Below are 19,978 nucleotides of genomic sequence, written 5' to 3' on the forward strand. Positions count from 1 at the left end.
GCGCGACATTATTGAAGCGTATCATCGCGAGGCGAATGATATACGATAAAGTATAGAAAGGTATAGGAGGACTCTCCGGAATTTTCCTACCTTTCATTTTTACTTTACCCGTTATGCTTCATTGGATACCGTATGCCGTTGTTCGGATTGTATTGTTTTTTATTGCCGGTATATTATTGGGCATTTACTGCCCGGATTTTCTTCCGCAACACATTGCCGCTATCGTTTTTGTTGCACTGCTCACAGTATATATAGGGCATTTTATAGCTCAGCGGATCACGCAAAAGACGTTGTTCAACCCGGGAATGATTGGATTGCTGGCTATTTTACTGGCGGGCTACCTGCAGTTGCTGCATCGCACTGATTCAAGGAGAGCCGACAATCTTATCAATCTGAAAACTCCGGTGGCGTATTACCAGGCCGTTGTAACCGGCTATACCCAGGAAAAAGCAACCGCCTGGAAAGTGGAAGCCCGTCTGCTGCAGGTGAAAGACAGCAGTACATGGCAAAGTATTCAGGGAAATATAGTGTTATACTTTCCAAAGAAAGAATTTCAACGATCGTTTCAATATGGTGATGTATTGTTGATACGCGGGCAGCCACAAGTGACGCCTCCACCCGGTAACCCCGGTGAATTTGACTACAAGCGATATCTTGCTTTTCGCAAGATATATCACCAGCATTTTGTAAAGCGAAAAGATGTAAAGTGTCTAGACTCCCAACCGGATTCACGCTTGCTATATTATGCAATCTGCGCCCGCAACTGGGCAGACGCCACTCTCAAAAAGTATGTGGAAGGAGAACGCGAGCAAGCCATTGCCTCTGCGCTCGTGTTAGGTGTAACCGATGGATTGGACAATGAACTGCTTAATGCATACGCTGCTACCGGAGCGATGCATGTACTGGCCGTATCGGGTCTGCACATCAGTATAATTTATATGATCATCCTCTGGTTGTTAAAGCCGTTGGGAACTTCGCGCGCCAGCCAGTGGATTGCAGCGGGTATAAGTCTGTTTATACTTTGGGGATATGCTTACATCACAGGCCTGTCGCCTTCGGTGCTGCGGGCGGTTACTATGTTTACATTTGTAGCCGTAGCCAAAGCATGGAATCGCCAGACCAACATCTATAATGTTCTTGCTGCCTCAGCTTTTTTTCTGTTGTTGTATGAGCCTTATCTTATCATGTCGGTAGCCTTTCAGTTGTCGTACCTGGCTGTGTTGGGTATAGTATATCTTCAACCGGGATTATATCAATTATGGGAGCCCGCTTCGCGATTGTGGGATGAAGTGTGGAAGATCACAACCGTATCCATCGCTGCCCAACTGGCTACGTTGTCGTTGGGTCTTCTGTACTTCCATCAGTTCCCAAATTACTTTTTGCTATCAAACCTGTTGGTAATTCCCGGATCATTCTTTGTGTTGATTGCCGGACTGGTAGTATTGGTGATAGGTTTTATAACACCAGTGGCTAGCTTTGTCGGATTATTGCTGAAATGGAGTATTCAGGCACTGAACATTGTGGTGTTTACAGTAGAAGCATTTCCGTTCAGCCTGGTTGACAATATTTATATTGATACATTTCAAAGCTGGCTGTTGATGGGAGTGATCATTTCAGCTGTGTTGCTCTTTCAGTTCCGATCTTTCCGATATATAGCAGTCGCTTTCATCTGTACATTGTTGTTCGCAGCGGTACAATGGCATCACTTCTATCAGGACGTTGACAGGCGCTATATCACGGTCTATAAAGTGCCGCATCATAGCGCAGTTGATCTTACGGCACAAGGCCATGTATATTTTCTGACAGATTCATTGCTTCCGCAGAAAGCACCTGCCATACGGTTTCACATCCATCCCAACCGACTTCATAATGGCGTTGAAGAAGTAAGTACGCTCGTGCAACCGGTAACTTCATATCAATTGCTGCACTGGCAGGAAAAATCAATTTTACGGATCACAGATGGAAAAGCTATACCATCGCAAACCAAGGTCGATTACCTCATCATATCCAATAATGCCATAAGGAATCTGGCCTCTTTGCTGAAACAGATCGATGCATCGGAAATAATTTTAGATAGCAGTAACTCTTACTATTTTGCTACTAAATTGCTGGCACAGGCTTCTCAGCTCAACGTACGCGTTCACTCCGTTTGGCATGAAGGAGCTTTTTCAGTGCAGATATAGTCAGAAGCCAAACAAGATTATCGTATGAACATCGTTGAGTATGCTGTAAAAGATCGTATCGGTTTTATAACCTTAAATCGTCCGGAGAAAAGAAATGCACTCAGTCATGAACTGGTAGCAGCATTGAAAGATGCCTTTACACAAGCGGAGAAGGATGATGCTGTAAAAGTAATTGTACTAAAAGCAAACGGTGAAGCATTTTGCGCCGGCGCTGATCTTGCGTACCTGCAGCAACTTCAGAATTTTTCGTACGAAGAAAATCTGGCGGATTCGGATCATCTGAAAGAGCTGTTTCTGAGAATATATACTTTAAAGAAAGTCGTGATAGCGCAGGTGCAGGGCCATGCTCTGGCAGGTGGTTGTGGTCTGGCTACCGTATGCGATTTTTCATTCTCGGTGCCGGAAGCAAAGTTCGGATACACTGAAGTGAAGATCGGATTTATACCGGCCATTGTAATGATCTTTTTGTTACGCAAAATCGGTGAAGCCAAAGCCAAACAATTACTGTTGAGTGGCGAACTGATTACTGCAGAAGCCGCACAATATACAGGGCTGATTAATTTTATAGTCCAACGCGAGGCATTGGAACAGGAGGTGATCACCTTCGCCCAACGACTGATCACTACGAATTCATCTACCTCTATGGAAATAACCAAGCACATGATTGCTTCTGTCCAGTCACTTTCGTTGGAGGATGCGCTAACGTTTGCATCTAAAATGAATGCTCAGGCAAGAGCAAGCAGCGATTGTATGAAAGGTATACAAGCCTTTCTCAATAAGGAGAAAATACAGTGGTAATTATATAAATCACAATAAATAACCAGGTTGATATTGTATTGCGTTGTAAATATGCTCTGAATGTTTTAACATCAAGACTTATATATAACCCAAACAATTCATGCGAACGCTAATGTGTATTCTGCTAAGTGCGATGTCGTTGTCGCTCTTAGCCCAATCGTATTCCGGAGACACCTGGAAGGACGTAAGTAAAAAAGGAGAGGGCAGTGTTTCAATAGCCTATGTAGAAACTCCCAGTTTTGTTTATTTAGATGATGCCGGTAAACTTACCGGTATTTGTGTTGACATCATGAACGACTTTGTAACGTGGCTGAAAGATGCAAAGAAAGTAGAGTTAACAACCAATTTTGTCGGCGATGGCTCAAGTTTCCGCGGCATGTACGACAAAGTAAAAACCTCTAAAGGTGGCGTGTTTGGTCTTGGCAATATTACTATTACCAATGAACGTAAAAAGGAAGTAAAGTTCAGTCAGCCGTTCATTACCAATTTTGCTATACTTATTACGCAAAGCCAAGTGCCAACGCTTAACAAGCTTGAAGACATGCCGAAGAGTTTTGCAGATCTGACCGCCTATACGGCCAAAGGAACTCTGAACGAGAAGCGCGTTATGGAGCTGAAGAAACAGTACTTCCCTGAAATGAAGGTAGCCTATACCACTACCAGCCAGGAGACATTGGAAAAATTGTTTGCCGATCCGAAAGGCTACGCTTACCTCGACCTTGCCTTTTACCTGGAGGCAGTAAAAATGAAGAAGAATATCAAACGCCACCCGGTAGCCGACCGTGCTGCCGAGCAGTTCGGGTTTATTATGCCACTGAGCAGTGACTGGAGCCAGGTACTTGATGAATTTCTGAAAGCAAATGGCGGCTATAGTAACAGTACCAGATATAAAACCATTTTAGTGAAACACCTGGGGGAAGCTGGTATGAAGCTGATGCAGTCTTCGAATTAGTGATTTGTTATTGTCGTTATAAGTGCAAAGAAACCGGGGAAAAAGGTTTGCAGTTTTGTAACTGTAGCGACTCAAGCCAGGCGTATGTTGATGCATACGCTTGGTTTATACATTGATCCAGTCACGCTTAGGCCGGTAAGATTTTTTCAGCCTTTTGTATTCTGTATTTTTCGGGTAACTGCTAACGAATAACTAATAACGATACTATATTCGTCTCCATTGGAGACTCCTATTTCTATATTGAATCGATACTGGCATCACAGTCAGTTCCGCCCGTTACAGGAAGACATTGTCAACGCTGTGTTGAACGGTCGCGATACTTTGGCCTTGCTTCCCACCGGCGGGGGGAAGTCGGTTTGCTTTCAGGTGCCGGCTTTGATACGAGAAGGCATCTGCATCGTGATAACGCCTTTGATTGCCTTGATGAAAGATCAGGTAGAACAATTGAAGAGTCGTGGTATACTGGCCGTGGCCATTCACTCGGGTATGAGCCGTTCAGAGATCGATATACTCCTGGATAACTGTATCTATGGCTCGGTAAAATTCCTGTATGTTTCTCCGGAGCGTCTGCAAACGGAATTGTTCATTGAGCGTGCGCGCCAAATGAAGGTGGGACTCATTGCAGTTGATGAAGCACATTGTATTTCGCAATGGGGATATGACTTTCGTCCGCCGTATCTTCAAATAACATCCTTGCGGGAATTAAAACCACAGGTACCGGTCATCGCCCTCACGGCAACGGCTACCCTACAGGTAAAAGATGATATTATGCAGAAGCTGGCTTTCCGCGAGCCGGCCGGCATTTTTCAACGCTCCTTTGCACGCGATAACTTATCGTTCGTGGTGCGCAAGACGGAGAACAAAGAAAAGAAGCTGCTGGATATACTACAGAAGGTAAAAGGAACAGCGATTATCTATGTACGCTCCAGAAAGGCCACACAGCAAATTGCCGAGTGGCTTTCGAAGCGAAATATACCGGCTTCCTATTATCATGCAGGGCTTTCCTTCGAAGAACGTTCGAAGCGCCAGGAAGACTGGATTCAAAACAGGAGCCGCGTAATGGTAGCGACCAATGCTTTCGGAATGGGTATCGATAAACCCGATGTGCGATTGGTAGTGCACCTGGATCTTCCGGAGAATCTCGAATCATATTATCAGGAAGCAGGCCGTGCGGGACGAGACGGTGTCAAGTCATTTGCCGTTATACTATATCAGGAAGCAGATGTTGTAAACCTGCAGTTCAAAACGGAGCAGGCACACCCTTCTCCGGAGACACTTAAAAAAGTGTACCAGGCACTGGCCAATTATTACCAGCTGGCGGTAGGAAGCAGTGGAGGTGAAAGTTATGATTTTGATCTGCACGATTTTGCCGAGCGATTTCATTACAATCAACAGGAAGTATATATCGCGTTAAAGAAATTGGAAGAGGAGGGACTCATTCAATTCAATGAGAGCTTCTATAATCCATCGCATCTTTTTATACCGGTAGATAAAACAAAGCTTTACGAGTTTCAGATTGCCAACGCCCGGTTCGATCCCGTTATAAAAATGCTGTTGCGTTTATACGGTGGCGAGCTGTTTGCCGACTTTGTAAAAATATCAGAGTCGTACCTGGCGAAAGGGTTGAAGATTTCGGAAAAAGAAATGATTTCCATATTGAAGCATCTGAATGAAATGAAGATCGTTTCGTATCAGCCACTCAAGGATAAACCTCAGATAACTTTCGTTTTGCCACGGCAGGATGTAGACCGTCTTCCGTTAAATATCAAAAGACTGGAAGAGCGAAAGAAGCTTACCACGGATAAGATGCAGGCAATTGTTACGTTTGCTACCACAACGCACCGTTGTCGCATGCAGATTATACAGGATTATTTTGGTGAAGATACATTTGCCGAATGTGGCCTGTGCGATGTTTGTATTGAGAAGCGAAAGCATGATAATCGTGCTGCTTTTGATGACATCCGGTCTGAAATTATTACTATACTCCGGGGTGCTTCCATGACCATTGAACAACTGGAAGAACAGATTGAGCCTGCCAACCGCGAACTGTTTGCCGATGCAGTGCGCGATCTGGTAGATGAAGGAATATTGCAATACGATGACGCCTGGCAGCTACGATTTTCGGAACCAAGGCACTGATTAATTGTTATGTAACTATGAGCAAAGGATTAAAGCGGTTTCTGAAAATATTTATTTACACACACGTATTTGTAGGGGTGGCGCTGGTGCTTACCCATTGCACGTTTAAGCGATATGCAGAGCGCTCGTACAGGCAGGCTAAAAAAGATAAGCCTTACGATGTAATTATCGTGCCCGGAGTTCCTTACGAAAAGGAAAACACGACCATGGTTATGAAGATGCGCATCTTCTGGGCCAAGCACCTCTACGACAGTGGCTATACCAGGAACATTATTTTCTCCGGTGCGGCTGTATACAGTCCCTTTGTAGAAGCCCTCGCCATGAAAACCATCGCAGACTCTCTGGGCATACCACCTGAACATACTTTTGCCGAAACCAAAGCGGAGCACAGTACGGAAAATATATACTACTCCTGGAAGATGGCGAAAGACCTGGGCTTTAAGAAGATTGCACTGGCTACGGATCCGTATCAGTCAGGATTGCTCCGAAGTTTTACGAGACGGTATTGCCCCGGCGTGAAAGCAGTGCCGATTGTGTTTGGCATGCTCGACATTGGTAACAAGACGCTTCCCGTAATTGATACAACGAGCTGCCATGTTGATAACTTTGTTTCGATTCTCGATCGTGAAGGATTCTGGCAGCGCTTCCGCGGAACGATGGGCAGACGTGTAAAAGAAGAACGCAGACAGAACGCCCGAACCAGAAAAGAAGAAAACGAAACAGTTACCAGCACAGATTAATTAGGTTGCATAGGTATAGATGATTGATTTTTTATACAACCCGTGTATATTTGCAGGCAGTACTTCTGGTAAAACATAAGGGGGATTAGCTCAGCTGGCTAGAGCGCTTCCATGGCATGGAAGAGGTCATCGGTTCGACTCCGATATTCTCCACATCGCTGATACAATCGGGTATCGGCAAACATAAACAGTTGTGGTTACTTATATATCTCAAGCCAGTTTACATAATTGGTAGATAGAGTCCTGATCTAAATCGTTACTCTATACCTTCTGCAATACGTTTCATCTCTAATAGTATTTCACGAAAAGGGTATATGTCGCAATATGGGTTAGCAGTTTTACTTTATTGGGCATTTTGAATATTTACCTTCAGGAGTCACTGGTTTTTTATTTAAAAGGCGTTGAAAATGATGCATCTTATAATCTCAATTAATAGCCGTACCTTTGCATCTTACACAATAATATAGAATGAAATCTTTTGAAACCCTGGGCCTGTCCAGGGGATTGGTGGAGTCGGTTCAGCAGATCGGCTTTGAAATGCCCACTCCCATACAGGAAAAAGCAATTCCTGTGTTACTCAATGGGAACCGTGACTTTGTTGGTCTGGCGCAGACAGGTACCGGTAAAACAGCTGCTTTTGGATTGCCCCTGCTGGATCTGACAGATGACCGAAGCCGTGATACACAGGCGCTTGTATTAGCGCCAACCCGCGAACTGGGATTACAAATTGCCAATGACCTGGAAAACTTCTCTGAGAAATTTAAGTCGTTCAATATTGTAGCCGTTTATGGTGGCTCCAGCATCAGCGAGCAGATACGCAAAGTAAAAAAGGGAGCACAGATCATTGTGGCTACCCCGGGTCGTCTGATCGATCTTATTGATCGTAAAGCGATTAACCTGAACACGATAAAATATGTAGTGCTCGATGAAGCCGATGAAATGCTGAACATGGGCTTTAAAGACGACCTGGATAAAATACTTTCCTTTACTCCGGATGATAAGGCAACATGGCTATTCTCTGCTACGATGCCACGTGAAGTGCGGGCCATCATGAAGAACTACATGAGTGATCCGTTCGAGTTAACAGTAGGCGAACAAAATACCGGTAATGCGAACATTGAGCACAACTATGTGATCGTGCAGGAGAGAGATCGTTATCCGGCATTGAAAAGAATACTGGATTACAATCCGGATATTTTCGGCCTGATCTTCTGTCGCACGCGTGTCGATACACAAAAAATTGCCGAGATGCTGATGAAGGATGGATACAATGCCGATTCGCTTCACGGAGATCTTACCCAGCAACAACGCGACCGTGTAATGATGAAGTTTCGCCAGCGTTCGTTACAGATCCTGGTAGCGACTGATGTAGCTGCGAGAGGTATAGATGTGGATGACATCACACACGTAATTCACCTGAACATTCCCGATGAGATGGAGTTCTACACACACCGTAGTGGCAGAACAGCACGTGCCGGTAAAAAAGGTGTTTCGATCGCTATGATTTCCAAGCGTGAGCTTGGCAAAGTAAAGCAGATCGAGAAAACGTTGAAGTCGCCATTCAAACGCATGATGATACCAACCGGTGCCGATGTATGTCAGAAACAATTGCTGGCATTGATGCACCGCGTGCACGAAGTGAAAGTAAATGAAGATGAGATTGCAGAGTTTTTGCCTGCTATTGAAGCAGAGTTGAAAGACCTGAGCAAGCAAGAGCTCATCAAGCGTTTTGCTTCGATCGAGTTTAACCGTTTCTTCGATTACTATCGCAACGCACCAGACCTGAATGTGGAAGGTAAGCGCAACGAGGGTGGCGAAGAGCGTTATGCTACCGGCAGTCGCTTCTTTATCAACCTCGGTAAAATGGATGGTATAGATGTATCGAAGATGCTGGAGCTTATTGACGATTTTGCCGGGGTTGGCAAAAAAGATATAGGCAAGATCGATCTGAAAGGCGCTTACTCATTCTTCGAAGTGGAGCCTGCCCGTGCAGAAGAGATTGTTAGCGGGTTGAACGGCATTGAATATAAGGGCAGACAAGTTCGAGTAGAGATTACTGAACAAAAGCAATCAGGAGGCGGCTCACGCGGTCGTTCTTCCGGGCGTGACGGTGGCCGTGGTAAATCTTCTGGTAAGAGCTCCGGTAGATCCCGTTCTTCCGATCAGAAGAAAAAATGGAGATAGCGAAAATATAGCTAATAAAGAAACAGGGCTGGCATATATGTACCAGCCCTGTTTTTTTTTGAAGCATACATGCACACCTCAAACACTAGTGATCGCTCGGAAATATAGCGAAGTTGAGAAACTCTGTGTGCCGGATCACAGAAATGTCGATCATCGTTACAATATCCTTTTTACTCAATTCTTTAAAAAGCTCGTGCGAGCTGTTGATCGCCTTGTTGTGAAAAGAAATGATGATATCGCCTTCCTGTAACTGCGAGCGTGAAGCCGGTGAGTTCTCCTGTATTTTGGTGATGAATAATCCCTTCTTGTTTTTGAGATTATAGTGTTGCTTGATCTTCGGATTTATATTTACTTCCTGGAGCATTAAACCCAAATACGCCTTAAACACTTTACCATCTTTCAGCAGTTGCTGTGCAATCTCTTTTGCCGTATTGATATCTACTGAAAAACTTAATCCTTGTGCACCTTGTATCATCGCGGTGTTTACACCAATTACTTCACCATCGGTTGTAATCATAGGGCCTCCGGAATTACCGGGATTAAGCGCTGCGTCTGATTGGATAACGTTGTCGACCAATCGTCCGGATTGTGTTTGCAGCGTTCGACCCAGGGCACTTACAACACCGGTCGTTACCGTATGCTGATATCCATACGGGTTACCAATGGCAATAACAAATTGTCCGATCTGCAGTTGCTGGGCATCTCCAAGTTTTGCTACCGAATATCCTTCGCTATAAATCTTTAAAATGGCCAGGTCAGTATCAGGATCTTTGCCGATCAAAAATCCCTCGATCTCATTTTCATTCAGAAGGCTCACCATGATCTTCTCAGCACCATCTACTACGTGGCTGTTCGTAAACACAAGGCCATCTGATGAAAAAATAAAACCCGAACCAGAGCCGGCCGGGCGAAGCACATTATTCTTGTCTCGCTTGAAGACATCAATTTTGACGACCGCATTTTTCGTTTTTTCTACGGCTTCAATAATCATTGAAGAAAAAGCATCCATAAAATTTCTCCTTATAGAATGGAGATGCTCAAAAAGCTATCCATGCTTATAGATCCGCAAAAATGGCTTGGTGGAGGATCGGTCTACAGGCCACTTTGACTGAAAGCCCTGGTTAATTATCTTTTTGTGCGACAGAAAAGATCAAAATGCAGTGATGTACCGCTTAAACCCCATCATTATAACCAATAAAAAGCTGTGCCTGACGGAAATTTTTATAGAAAAGCCGGATAAAAGCTTTGACAAAAGATTTTTTTTTGGATATTGCAATGGTTTGCAAAACAACCTTCAAACGTTAGCAGTCGAAATTATCTACGAATCGACTTTCAGGCTTTAATACGGTCGGTTTATGGAAAAGACTGCCAGACCAAGGGTACTGTAATGCAAATTTCATGTCTAAAGTCGGCCCATAATCTCGCTTATAACCTTTTATAACTTTTTATGAAGCAGATTAACGTTTATCACTTTCTGGGCCTCGCTATCATGTTTGCCAGCTCTCTCGTTTCGATGACACTTTTGGCGATCATTTTATTTTAAGGCTTGTTGTTCGGTCCTCTGTAAGCAGAGGTTGCATTTTTTAAACTCAGACTTACTCATACCGAAGGGTCTTTGCCGGATTCCGCAAAGCTGCCCGTATGGTTTGTGTGCTCACGGTAAGCAGTGCTATCGCTATCGCGCAGGCAGTTCCCGCTATGTATAGCGCTATATTCATATCTACCCGGTAAGCAAAGCTGTTGAGCCATTGGTTCATAAAATACCAGGCAACCGGCCAGGCAATCAGATTGGCTATACCTACCAGTATCAGAATTTCTTTCGAAAGCAGTTGAAGTATACTTCCCACGGAAGCGCCCAGTACCTTGCGTATTCCGATCTCCTTCATGCGCTGTAGCGTGTTGAAGGTTGCCAGTCCAAATAGACCCATGCTGGCAATAAATATAGCCAGCCCTGCAAAGGTGGTAAACAACTGGCTCTGCTTCTGTTCTGCCTCGTATAGCTTGCGATAGCGCTCGCTTAGAAAAGTATATTCGAAAGGCTTGCCCGGTAAAAAGGCCTTCCAGGTTTTTTCAAGATGTGCAAGGCCCGGCTTCATGTCTTTACCCGATATCTTTACCGACAACCGGCGATAGTTCCCTCTCATCAGGAATATCATCGGCACAATCTGCTGATGTAAAGATTCAAAATGAAAATCCTTTACAATACCAATCAGCTTGCCATTTACATCGGCATAATGAAATTCTTTATCAATATTTTCTTCCAGGTTGGTCCAGCCGATTGCTTTGGCGGCAGCTTCGTTAATAATAAAAGCAAGGGAGTCGTCTGTAGAAATAGCTTTCGAAAATTTTCTGCCGGCTGCCAGCTGTATACCGTACGTATCAAAGAAATCTTCATCAATAGAAATGGATTTCAAATCAGCATTGACATTCACAAGACTATCGCCTTTCATGACACTGGCACTGCCATACGAGTCCAGAAGCCGGCCGGTAGGAATCCGCGTCGAGCGTCCTACGTGCTGAATGCCCGATGACTGCGTAAGTGCGTTGTAGAAAGCCTCATACGAATTTTTAAGATCGTCACCATAGTAATCAAGCGTTATCACCTGATCTTTCTGATATCCTAATTCCCGCGTATTCAAAAATGATAGCTGCTGGAAGGTGATGAGTGTGGCAATGATCAGTATAATGGAGATGGCAAACTGAACCACTACCAGTGTTTTACGAATGCCCGCTTTACCGGATGATCCGGGTTGTCCTTTCAATGTAGTTACCGGATTGAACGATGATATAACCAGCGCAGGATATATACCTGCCAGTATGCCCAGTATACAGGCAAAAAGTATAAGACCGCCCAGCAACGGTAAATTTGTGAGTATATTGGCCGGTATAGCCTTCCCGGTGAAGTTGTTCAGCCAGGTAATGCCGCGTGCCGAGAGTAGCATGGCAAGCATAAGAGAGAAGAATGATATGAGAATGGACTCACTCAGATACTGACCGATTAACTGCGCTCTTAATGCACCTACAACTTTGCGTAGTCCCACTTCGCGTGCGCGCTTGGTAGCGCGTGCTGTAGAGAGATTAACAAAATTAAAGCAGGCTATAAGCACAATGAAGAAACCAATAATGCTCATCATGTATACACTGTTGATGTTACCGTTGGCTTCCAGTTCATCATCCAGGTGTGAGCGCAGGTGTATATCGGTGAGTTTCTGTAAAAACAATGTTGTTGTTTTTGAGGCAACCCAATCGGCTGGCACGCCCCAGTTGGCGCGCGCATAGCTGCCGAAATGTTTATCGAGAAACGATGGGAAGGAAGCCTCGACTTTTTTAGGATCAGCTCCCTGCTGTAACAGCAGATAAGTTCCGAAAGAGTTATTACCCCAGTTTGTTTCTAATCCATTGCGTCCATATACCCGGTCGTCTTCCAAGGAATTGAATGATACCAGGAACTCGGGATGCCAGTGCGATTGCGCAGGGAAATTTTTATAGACACCGGTTATTTCCAAATCAAACCGGTTGTCGGCACGGAGGCGCTTGCCAATGATGTTCTCACTGTTGAAATATTTCTGAGCAGCCTTTTCCGATAGCATGATGGTGAACGGCCGCTGCAACGCTTTGGAAGCATCGCCTGATTTTATCTGTATATCAAAGATATCGAAGATGGCAGGCTCGGCCAGGAAAACAAATTCTTCGTTGTTTGATTTTTTAAGTTCTCCATTTTCTTCGAGGCCTATCACCATACCGAAGTTGATGGTGCGCGCCATTTTCTCGATTTCACCAAAATCATTTTTCAATAACGGCCCAATGGGAGGTGCAACATTGGCCAGATGCAGATTTACTTCACCTTCGGGTGAGTGGAAGCTGCGCGTAACGCGGTATATACGGTCGGCTTTTGCATGGTAGCGGTCATAACTGATTTCATCGGTTACAAAAAGGAAAATGAGAATGGCACAGGCAATAGCAAGAGCAAGTCCTGCTATATTAATAAACGCTGTAAGCTTGTTATGCAAAATGGAGCGCAGGGCTACCTTGATATAGTTTCGTATCATAAGAGGGCGTTTACTTTAAGACTAGACTTCTCAACTTGGCAAATGGTTGCAACAAAGACCATGCATGTTCGAAAGAAGTTGCCTGCCGTATTAAAAACGCAGATTGCAGCAATTGCTTTGTTCACTTCTGATCAGTAAAGTTGTTCGGAAATGAACCGGAAGCCGCTGCTCTGTAAGACTTGATTCGTTCGGCAGATTTTAACAAACCATTCATAAAAGATTAATTTCGCACACTTTTCGATTAACTATCTTGCCAACTTTATTGCAACTATGAGAAGGGTATTTATCATTATACTGACGCTTGCTGCAAGCACAGGAATTAAAGCACAGACATTGAAAGTAGGGGAGCAGCCAAAACTGGTGGTGGGCATCGTGGTAGATCAGATGCGCCAGGAGTATCTCTATCGTTTTTATAACAAGTTTGGAAATGATGGCTTCAGGCGATTGATAGGCGATGGCTTCATGGTAAGAAACGCACATTACAACTATATGCCTACCTATACGGGCCCTGGCCATGCATCAATATATAGCGGAACCACTCCGGCTATACACGGCATTATTGGTAATGACTTTTACAACAAGAAGTCGGGCAAGACGGTAAATTGTGTAGAGGACTCCCTGCAGACGGTTGTCGGTGTAGCCTCCGGTAATGGCGATGTATCTCCCTGGCGCATGCTTTCATCAACCGTAACAGATGAATTGAAGTTGTTCACCCAGAAGCGCGCAAAAGTGATCGGTATATCTTTTAAAGATCGCGGTGCTGTATTGCCGGCTGGTCACCTGGCGGATGCAGCCTATTGGTATGATAGCAACAGTGGCCGTTTCATCACCAGTTCGTACTATATGAGCAAGCTGCCGGATTGGGTTGAGAAGTTCAACGGCCTGAATCTTCCTGAGAAATATTTGGCGCAAGAGTGGAAAACACTGCTGCCTATTGAGCAATATACCGAGAGCGGCCCGGATGATACACCGTACGAGAAAAAGTATGCCGGTAAAACAAAACCAACATTCCCCTATAATCTTCCGGAGTTGCGCAAGCAGAATGGTAACGCCGACCTGCTATATATGACTCCGTTTGCCAATGATTTTCTTACCGAGTTTGCCAAGACAACACTCGTGTCGGAGAAGATGGGTAAAGATGATATCAGTGATTTTCTTTGTATTTCATACTCTACTACCGATGCGATCGGTCACGCTGTTGGCCCCAATGCAATAGAGATTGAAGATACTTACCTGCGACTCGACCGGGCTATAGCAGATCTGTTGAAAACACTTGACAAGGAAGTTGGTGCCGGAAATTATACTTTATTTCTCACCGCCGATCATGGCGTAGCCGATGTGCCACAGTACTTGAAAGACAACAAAATGCCCGCAGGTTATTTTAACGATAACTATGCGGAGGCCAAGTTGAATGAGTTTCTGGCAAATTATTTTCCCGGTAAAAAACTTATTGCCAACGTCAGCAACGATCAGATATTTTTAAATCACGAAGCATTTCAGGGAAGCCCGAAATCATCTGGCCTCGATATGTTTATCGTAGCCGAACTGGTCGGTAAATACCTGATGAGCCTTGACGGTGTGGCAAACTACTATACCGAAGGCGTACTGCGTCAGGGCAATTACAACGATGAAGGTATAAAAGGACGCGTTATCCGCGGATACAACCCCAAGCGCTCTGGCGACATTGTGTTTGTATTGGAGCCAGGCTGGTTTGGTTCAGGTTCTATACAGGGCACTACACACGGTTCACCCTATACTTATGATACCAATGTACCGATGTTGTTTTATGGTAAAGGTATACGAAAGGGATTTTCGGTGGAGTATCATCCGATCACAGATATAGCGCCTACCATCTCTACTATATTGAATATCAAGTTCCCCAGCGGGTGCACGGGCGAACCGGTAGCGGAGGTGTTCCCTGAATAGTAATCCATAAAACTATAATATATAGTGCCGGGTGGTATTCCATCAGGCACTTTTGCTATATATGCGTTGTGTTGCCTCGATTTGTTCAGGCAGAACTGGTTGTTGGCATCAATTTTTATTCATTGGAAACCTTAACGATATTGGTTTTTGTTGACCAATAAATACGCTGCACTATGTTAAAATCCATCCATCCATTCGATCAGTCTGTGATTGAAGAATTTCCGTTGCACACTGTACACGACATCCGGGCTAAGCTCGATAAAGCTGCACTGGCATTCAGCCTCTGGAAGAAAACAACCGTAAAACAACGCAGCGAGATGTTGCTGCACGTAGCGGCAGTACTTCGCAAGAATAAAGAAGAGTATGCCAGGATCATCACATGGGAGATGGGGAAAGTAATTTCTGAGGCACGTGCAGAAGTGGAGAAATGTGCCGTAGGTTGTGAATACTATGCGCACAACGCTGAAAATTTTCTGGCCGATCGCATGGTGAAGACAGAAGCGAAGCGAAGTTTTGTAGCGTATCAACCGATTGGCGCTGTACTGGCAATCATGCCCTGGAATTTTCCTTTCTGGCAGGTATTTCGTTATGCCGCGCCGGCGCTGACAGCTGGTAATGTTGGTTTACTCAAGCATGCATCAAATGTTACCAAGTGTTCTACAACAATCGAAAAGATTTTTCATGAAGCCGGTTATCCCGATGGTGTGTTTCAATCCCTGATCATTGAAAGTTCTTCTGTAGAGCAAATACTGGAGTCGCCCATTGTGCAGGGTGTGGCGCTTACCGGAAGTGAAATTGCCGGATCGAAAGTGGGCGCTATAGCAGGAAAGAATATAAAGAAGTCAGTGCTTGAATTAGGTGGCAGTGATCCGTTCATTGTGCTCGACGATGCTGATCTCGACCTTACAGTAAAGATTGCCACACAATCGCGTATGCAAAATGCAGGGCAATCATGTATAGCAGCCAAAAGATTTATAGTGCTCGATGCGATTAAAGATGAATTTATAGACCGTTTCAAAAAAAGCATTGAAGCTTTGAAACAAGGCAATCCATTTGATGAGCAAGTGACCACAGGGCCGCTGGCACGTGTTGATCTGGCCGATGATCTTGATAAGCAATTACAAAACTCACTGAAACATGGTGCACAGCTTGTAACCGGTGGCAAGAAGAGTGGCGCTAATTTTCAACCCACATTATTAAGCCGTGTAAAACCCGGCATACAGGCATTTGATGAAGAAACCTTCGGTCCGTTGGCAGCCGTGATCTCTGCCGATACAGACCAGGAAGCTATAGCATTGGCCAACGCAAGCCGATATGGTTTAGGAGCATCGGTGTGGACAAAAGATATAGAGCGCGGTGAGCGGCTTGCGCGTGAGATTGAGTCGGGTTCTGTATTTGTAAATTCATTGATGCGATCGGATGCGCGATTGCCTTTTGGCGGTGTCAAGAAATCAGGTTATGGTCGTGAACTGCATGAGCACGGCATTCATGAATTTGTCAATATCAAAACGATTTTTGTGGCATAATAAGCAAATCGAGATATGCACATAGGGGTTTTACAAAAGTGAGTTGTCCTGATAGAGAAACAACCTCTATACAGTATGATCAGCCAGGTAAAAAACCTTCTAACGGCTTCGTTTATCGCAGCCATGTTTGTTTTAACATCGTGCGAAACAGAAGATCCGGGGCCACTTCAGGAAAAAGAAAAAGATTATTCACTGGTAGACTTCGATCGGCTCGAGATGGGCAGCGCATTTCATATTACCGTAGAACAGTCCAATACATTTAGCATTCATATAAAAGGCGATCGCAGAAACCTCGATGATCTCGATGTATATAAAAGCGGCTCTACACTCATCATCAAATTTGAAGATAACGCCAATCGTAAACACGATACCTATATTACGATTGCTATGCCTACACTCGTGGCGGTAAATTTTTCAGGAGCGAGTGTATCTACCATTAAAGGATTTGAAAGCGATAGTACACTTGATTTTATTTTATCCGGGGCATCTGTTTGTCAATTGGATGCCGGCTATCGCAAAGTAAATATTGATTTGTCCGGAGCATCCGCTTTGAGATTTTATGGTTTGGGCGATGAGTTGGAGGCAACAATATCGGGTGCTTCAACCTTCTCCGCTTTCGACTACCCGGTTCGTAAAGCAGACATCGATGTATCGGGTGCCAGCCACGCCAAGGTTACGGTATCCGATGAACTTGATGCAACCGCCAGCGGCGCCAGCTCGATACTTTATCGCGGCAATCCATCCGTAACTTCGTCAACAAACGGCAGCAGCACGGTAGAGAAAGACTGAGAACCGTGGAATCGTTAGCAGTTAATCGTTACACGTTATTAGTGTTGTCAGGATATTTCCATCTGATACTTCTGTTTTTTATAGGTAGCCAGGCGTCCACCAGACTGCATTACTGATAACGTGTAACGATTAACAGCTAACGATTAACGTGTAACGATTAAGGTTCGTAACCATTTCCGATTTTTTTCGTGTACCTTCAATCCGGGACTACACAGGTTCCCAACACGCCTATGCTTCTGACATTTTAGGTTTGGTACATCCAAACACTTTTTCCTCAACATGCTTCGATCTGAAGTATGCGGGTTATTATTTTTTTACGACTAAACTTATTTCATAAATGTCAGTTTCAAAAGTCAACTCTTTTTTTCGACTGTTTAAACAAGCTATTAAAGGTGATCAACAGGAATATACTTCCGGGAGTATAAATCGTGCCATTGTTTTGCTTTCCATTCCCATGATTCTGGAGATGTCACTGGAAGCAATTTTTGCTATCGTGGATATCTACTTTGTCAGCCGGCTTCATGACAACGATGCTATTTCTACCATTGGTCTTACGGAGTCTGTATTGGCGTTAATATACTCCATCGCCATGGGAGTAAGTATGGCGGCCACAGCCATGGTAGCCCGCAGGGTAGGTGAAAAAGATATAGATGCCGCGGAGACAGCCGCTATGCAGGCCATTGTTCTGGGTGTATTCTTTTCGCTGCTCATCAGCATGGTAGGTATATTTTTCGCTGAAGATATTCTTCGTTTGATGGGAGGAAGCGAAAAGCTTATTGCCAACAATGTCGATTATACACGGTGGATGTTTACCGGTAACATCACCATCATGATGCTGTTCATTATTAACGCAATTTTCAGAGGTGCCGGTGATGCATCCCTGGCCATGCGATCATTGCTGATTGCGAATGGACTTAATATACTGCTGGGGCCTCTGTTTATATTCGGCTTGGGACCCGTGCCCGGCTTCGGAGTAAAAGGTGCCGCGATTGCAACCAATATAGGTCGCGGTATTGGTGTTTGTTTTCAACTATACCACCTGCTTGGCGGAAAAGGTATTATTAAACTATACAGGCAAAAAGTTACGGTGAGCTTTGATATTATCAGGAAACTGCTGGAAGTGGGAGCCGGTGCTACCGGACAATTCCTGATAGGTTCGGCCAGTTGGATTTTCCTCATGAGACTCATGTCTGATTTCGGTACAGCGCAAGCCGGCTATACCATTGCTATACGTGTAATTGTTTTTGCTATACTCCCGGCATGGGGTATGGCGAATGCTGCTGCCACACTTGTAGGGCAAAACCTGGGAGCAGGCCATCCTGACCGGGCGGAGAAATCAGTTTGGAAAGCAGCCTTGCTGAATATGATATTTCTCGGTTTCATTACCGTATTGTTCTTTGTAATGGCAAGACCTATACTAAGCTTTTTCTCCACCGATGAAGAAGTATTGAGCAATGGCATACAATGTCTGCAAATCGTTTCACTTGGATATATATTTTATGCCTATGGTATGGTAATCAACCAGTCGTTCAATGGTGCAGGTGATACAAAAACACCTACCATTATCAGCTTCTTTGGTTTCTGGATTTTTCAGATTCCGTTTGCATATTTTCTGGCGAAGTGGATGGCCATCGGGCCAACCGGAGTATATGCAGCTATATCCATTGCAGAATCACTCATGGCTATTGTTGGTATCATTATCTTCCGTCAGGGAAAATGGAAGGCTGTTAAGATATAAATGCACGAATCAGGAGCCTTGCGTTTGTATAGCAAGGCTCTTGATTATATAGCAGGGTTTGATCACGGATTTCTCTTCTTGAACGCAGCCTTGAAAGCATTGCTCAGTTCATCCCCCGCTTTTTTCAGATTGCCTTCTACTTCCCGCCAGCGCTCGTTGTTCTCAGCTTCCTTCTTAAGTTTTTCTGCGGAAACTTTCAGTTCATCAAGTTTTACTTCAAATTCTTTCCGAAGTTTTTCACTGGCTTCATGAAATTCTACCATGAATTCATCTACCCGTTTGCCAAAGTTTTTGAAGGTTTTCTCTGCTTTACCTTCTTCGTTTGTTTCCATAGCGTCAACTGTATTTATAATACATTAAAGTTAAACGGTAGAGAGTTAAAATGTGTTAGTTTTATCCCGGTAATTTCTTGAGCAGGCATCCGCTATGGGTGTGATGGAACGTTGTATGAATGAATTTACTTTTGATTTTTCCGGTATAGACTGGGTTGCTTTGAGAGGTTTGGGAATAACCCGGAATGAAGTGATCAGTGTCTTTAAAAATCCGAGCTCTGCAGTAGATAGAATAGATGGTATCGATTTCCTTATCGGATTTTCCGACAAAAGAAAGTTCCTTATTGTAGCCTATCGCTTGGCTAAAAATTCTAACTTTGACTTGGAAGTTCTACAGGTAGATTTGCCTTATGAAAAAGACATTCAAAAAATCTGGTGTTGGTTCAATCGATCCAAAGATTGACTATCTGGCTTTTTACAGAGAGGCCCCCGATTATCTGAAACAAAAATCTTCATTGCAGGATCTTGCAAGGCGTGTTCAGGAATCGCGCGAAGAAAAAGCCAGGAGAGAACTTTAATCATCGCTCATGCAGAAACTTAAATTAATATTCTTACTGACTATAATAGCCGGATCCGTAGCGTGCAGCTCATCCAAGCATCATAAAAAGCTTAAACCCGGAAG

The 19,978-nt window shown here is 44.3% G+C and carries 14 protein-coding genes and 1 tRNA gene; 12 read left to right on the top strand and 3 right to left on the bottom strand.

The genetic code is table 11. The annotated features are described in order from the left end of the window. Nucleotides 1–113 precede the first annotated feature (113 nt). The 7 genes from V7Q33_RS04075 (at nucleotide 114) to V7Q33_RS04105 (ending at nucleotide 8,996) form a co-directional block, all read left to right on the top strand. Nucleotides 114–2,183 (top strand): ComEC/Rec2 family competence protein, encoded by a 2,070-nt coding sequence (locus V7Q33_RS04075; protein WP_333818977.1) that lies wholly within the window; start codon nucleotides 114–116, stop codon nucleotides 2,181–2,183. Between the two features lie 24 nt (nucleotides 2,184–2,207). After that, nucleotides 2,208–2,981 carry an enoyl-CoA hydratase/isomerase family protein gene (locus V7Q33_RS04080; RefSeq protein WP_331982820.1) on the top strand — a complete coding sequence of 258 codons (774 nt, stop codon included), beginning with the start codon at nucleotides 2,208–2,210 and terminating at the stop codon, nucleotides 2,979–2,981. A gap of 100 nt (nucleotides 2,982–3,081) precedes the next feature. Next, nucleotides 3,082–3,933 (top strand): substrate-binding periplasmic protein, encoded by an 852-nt coding sequence (locus tag V7Q33_RS04085; protein WP_333818978.1) that lies wholly within the window; start codon nucleotides 3,082–3,084, stop codon nucleotides 3,931–3,933. A 219-nt stretch (nucleotides 3,934–4,152) separates the two neighbouring features. Continuing rightward, nucleotides 4,153–6,072: a RecQ family ATP-dependent DNA helicase gene (locus tag V7Q33_RS04090; RefSeq protein ID WP_333818979.1), complete on the top strand. Its 1,920-nt coding sequence runs from the start codon at nucleotides 4,153–4,155 to the stop codon at nucleotides 6,070–6,072. Between the two features lie 17 nt (nucleotides 6,073–6,089). Continuing rightward, on the top strand, nucleotides 6,090–6,812 hold the full coding sequence (locus V7Q33_RS04095; protein WP_331982826.1) for a YdcF family protein: 723 nt from the start codon (nucleotides 6,090–6,092) through the stop codon (nucleotides 6,810–6,812). Between the two features lie 79 nt (nucleotides 6,813–6,891). Next, nucleotides 6,892–6,965 (top strand) — tRNA-Ala (locus V7Q33_RS04100). A gap of 315 nt (nucleotides 6,966–7,280) precedes the next feature. Beyond that, nucleotides 7,281–8,996, top strand: coding sequence for a DEAD/DEAH box helicase (locus V7Q33_RS04105; protein WP_331982828.1), 1,716 nt, complete (start codon nucleotides 7,281–7,283; stop codon nucleotides 8,994–8,996). 85 nt (nucleotides 8,997–9,081) lie between these two features. On the opposite strand, the gene V7Q33_RS04110 is transcribed toward V7Q33_RS04105, so the two are convergent. Continuing rightward, the gene (locus V7Q33_RS04110; protein WP_333818980.1) at nucleotides 9,082–10,005 is read right to left on the bottom strand and encodes a S1C family serine protease; all 924 of its coding nucleotides are present in this window, start codon (nucleotides 10,003–10,005) and stop codon (nucleotides 9,082–9,084) included. A 586-nt stretch (nucleotides 10,006–10,591) separates the two neighbouring features. Further along, entirely contained in the window at nucleotides 10,592–13,045 is a 2,454-nt protein-coding gene (locus V7Q33_RS04115; RefSeq protein WP_333818981.1) for an ABC transporter permease, read from the bottom strand. Between the two features lie 270 nt (nucleotides 13,046–13,315). Here V7Q33_RS04115 and pafA point away from each other — a divergent pair, with 270 nt between their 5' ends. The 4 genes from pafA (at nucleotide 13,316) to V7Q33_RS04135 (ending at nucleotide 19,024) form a co-directional block, all read left to right on the top strand. Beyond that, nucleotides 13,316–14,971 (top strand): alkaline phosphatase PafA, encoded by a 1,656-nt coding sequence (gene pafA / locus V7Q33_RS04120; protein WP_333818982.1) that lies wholly within the window; start codon nucleotides 13,316–13,318, stop codon nucleotides 14,969–14,971. A gap of 173 nt (nucleotides 14,972–15,144) precedes the next feature. Beyond that, nucleotides 15,145–16,497: an NAD-dependent succinate-semialdehyde dehydrogenase gene (locus tag V7Q33_RS04125; protein ID WP_333818983.1), complete on the top strand. Its 1,353-nt coding sequence runs from the start codon at nucleotides 15,145–15,147 to the stop codon at nucleotides 16,495–16,497. A 75-nt stretch (nucleotides 16,498–16,572) separates the two neighbouring features. Further along, on the top strand, nucleotides 16,573–17,286 hold the full coding sequence (locus tag V7Q33_RS04130; RefSeq protein WP_331982838.1) for a head GIN domain-containing protein: 714 nt from the start codon (nucleotides 16,573–16,575) through the stop codon (nucleotides 17,284–17,286). 337 nt (nucleotides 17,287–17,623) lie between these two features. Continuing rightward, a complete protein-coding gene (locus V7Q33_RS04135; RefSeq protein WP_333818984.1) occupies nucleotides 17,624–19,024 on the top strand; it encodes an MATE family efflux transporter in 1,401 nt (466 codons plus the stop codon). A 62-nt stretch (nucleotides 19,025–19,086) separates the two neighbouring features. Here V7Q33_RS04135 and V7Q33_RS04140 read toward each other — a convergent pair whose 3' ends face one another. Further along, nucleotides 19,087–19,356 (bottom strand): hypothetical protein, encoded by a 270-nt coding sequence (locus V7Q33_RS04140; protein WP_331982842.1) that lies wholly within the window; start codon nucleotides 19,354–19,356, stop codon nucleotides 19,087–19,089. Nucleotides 19,357–19,471: 115 nt separating this feature from the next. On the opposite strand from V7Q33_RS04140, the gene V7Q33_RS04145 reads away from it, so the two are divergent. Next, nucleotides 19,472–19,759: a hypothetical protein gene (locus V7Q33_RS04145; RefSeq protein ID WP_333818985.1), complete on the top strand. Its 288-nt coding sequence runs from the start codon at nucleotides 19,472–19,474 to the stop codon at nucleotides 19,757–19,759. Nucleotides 19,760–19,978: the final 219 nt, after the last annotated feature.

This window comes from Ohtaekwangia sp. (assembly GCF_036786105.1).
GTDB lineage: Bacteria > Bacteroidota > Bacteroidia > Cytophagales > Cyclobacteriaceae > Ohtaekwangia.

Coding starts and splice junctions, on each gene's coding strand:
- V7Q33_RS04135 (WP_333818984.1), top strand. CDS start 17,624: ATGTCAGTTTCAAAAGTCAACTCTTTTTTTCGACTGTTTAAACAAGCT.
- V7Q33_RS04140 (WP_331982842.1), bottom strand. CDS start 19,356: ATGGAAACAAACGAAGAAGGTAAAGCAGAGAAAACCTTCAAAAACTTT.
- V7Q33_RS04115 (WP_333818981.1), bottom strand. CDS start 13,045: ATGATACGAAACTATATCAAGGTAGCCCTGCGCTCCATTTTGCATAAC.
- V7Q33_RS04105 (WP_331982828.1), top strand. CDS start 7,281: ATGAAATCTTTTGAAACCCTGGGCCTGTCCAGGGGATTGGTGGAGTCG.
- V7Q33_RS04085 (WP_333818978.1), top strand. CDS start 3,082: ATGCGAACGCTAATGTGTATTCTGCTAAGTGCGATGTCGTTGTCGCTC.
- V7Q33_RS04080 (WP_331982820.1), top strand. CDS start 2,208: ATGAACATCGTTGAGTATGCTGTAAAAGATCGTATCGGTTTTATAACC.
- V7Q33_RS04125 (WP_333818983.1), top strand. CDS start 15,145: ATGTTAAAATCCATCCATCCATTCGATCAGTCTGTGATTGAAGAATTT.
- V7Q33_RS04145 (WP_333818985.1), top strand. CDS start 19,472: ATGAATGAATTTACTTTTGATTTTTCCGGTATAGACTGGGTTGCTTTG.
- V7Q33_RS04110 (WP_333818980.1), bottom strand. CDS start 10,005: ATGGATGCTTTTTCTTCAATGATTATTGAAGCCGTAGAAAAAACGAAA.
- V7Q33_RS04075 (WP_333818977.1), top strand. CDS start 114: ATGCTTCATTGGATACCGTATGCCGTTGTTCGGATTGTATTGTTTTTT.
- V7Q33_RS04095 (WP_331982826.1), top strand. CDS start 6,090: ATGAGCAAAGGATTAAAGCGGTTTCTGAAAATATTTATTTACACACAC.
- pafA (WP_333818982.1), top strand. CDS start 13,316: ATGAGAAGGGTATTTATCATTATACTGACGCTTGCTGCAAGCACAGGA.
- V7Q33_RS04130 (WP_331982838.1), top strand. CDS start 16,573: ATGATCAGCCAGGTAAAAAACCTTCTAACGGCTTCGTTTATCGCAGCC.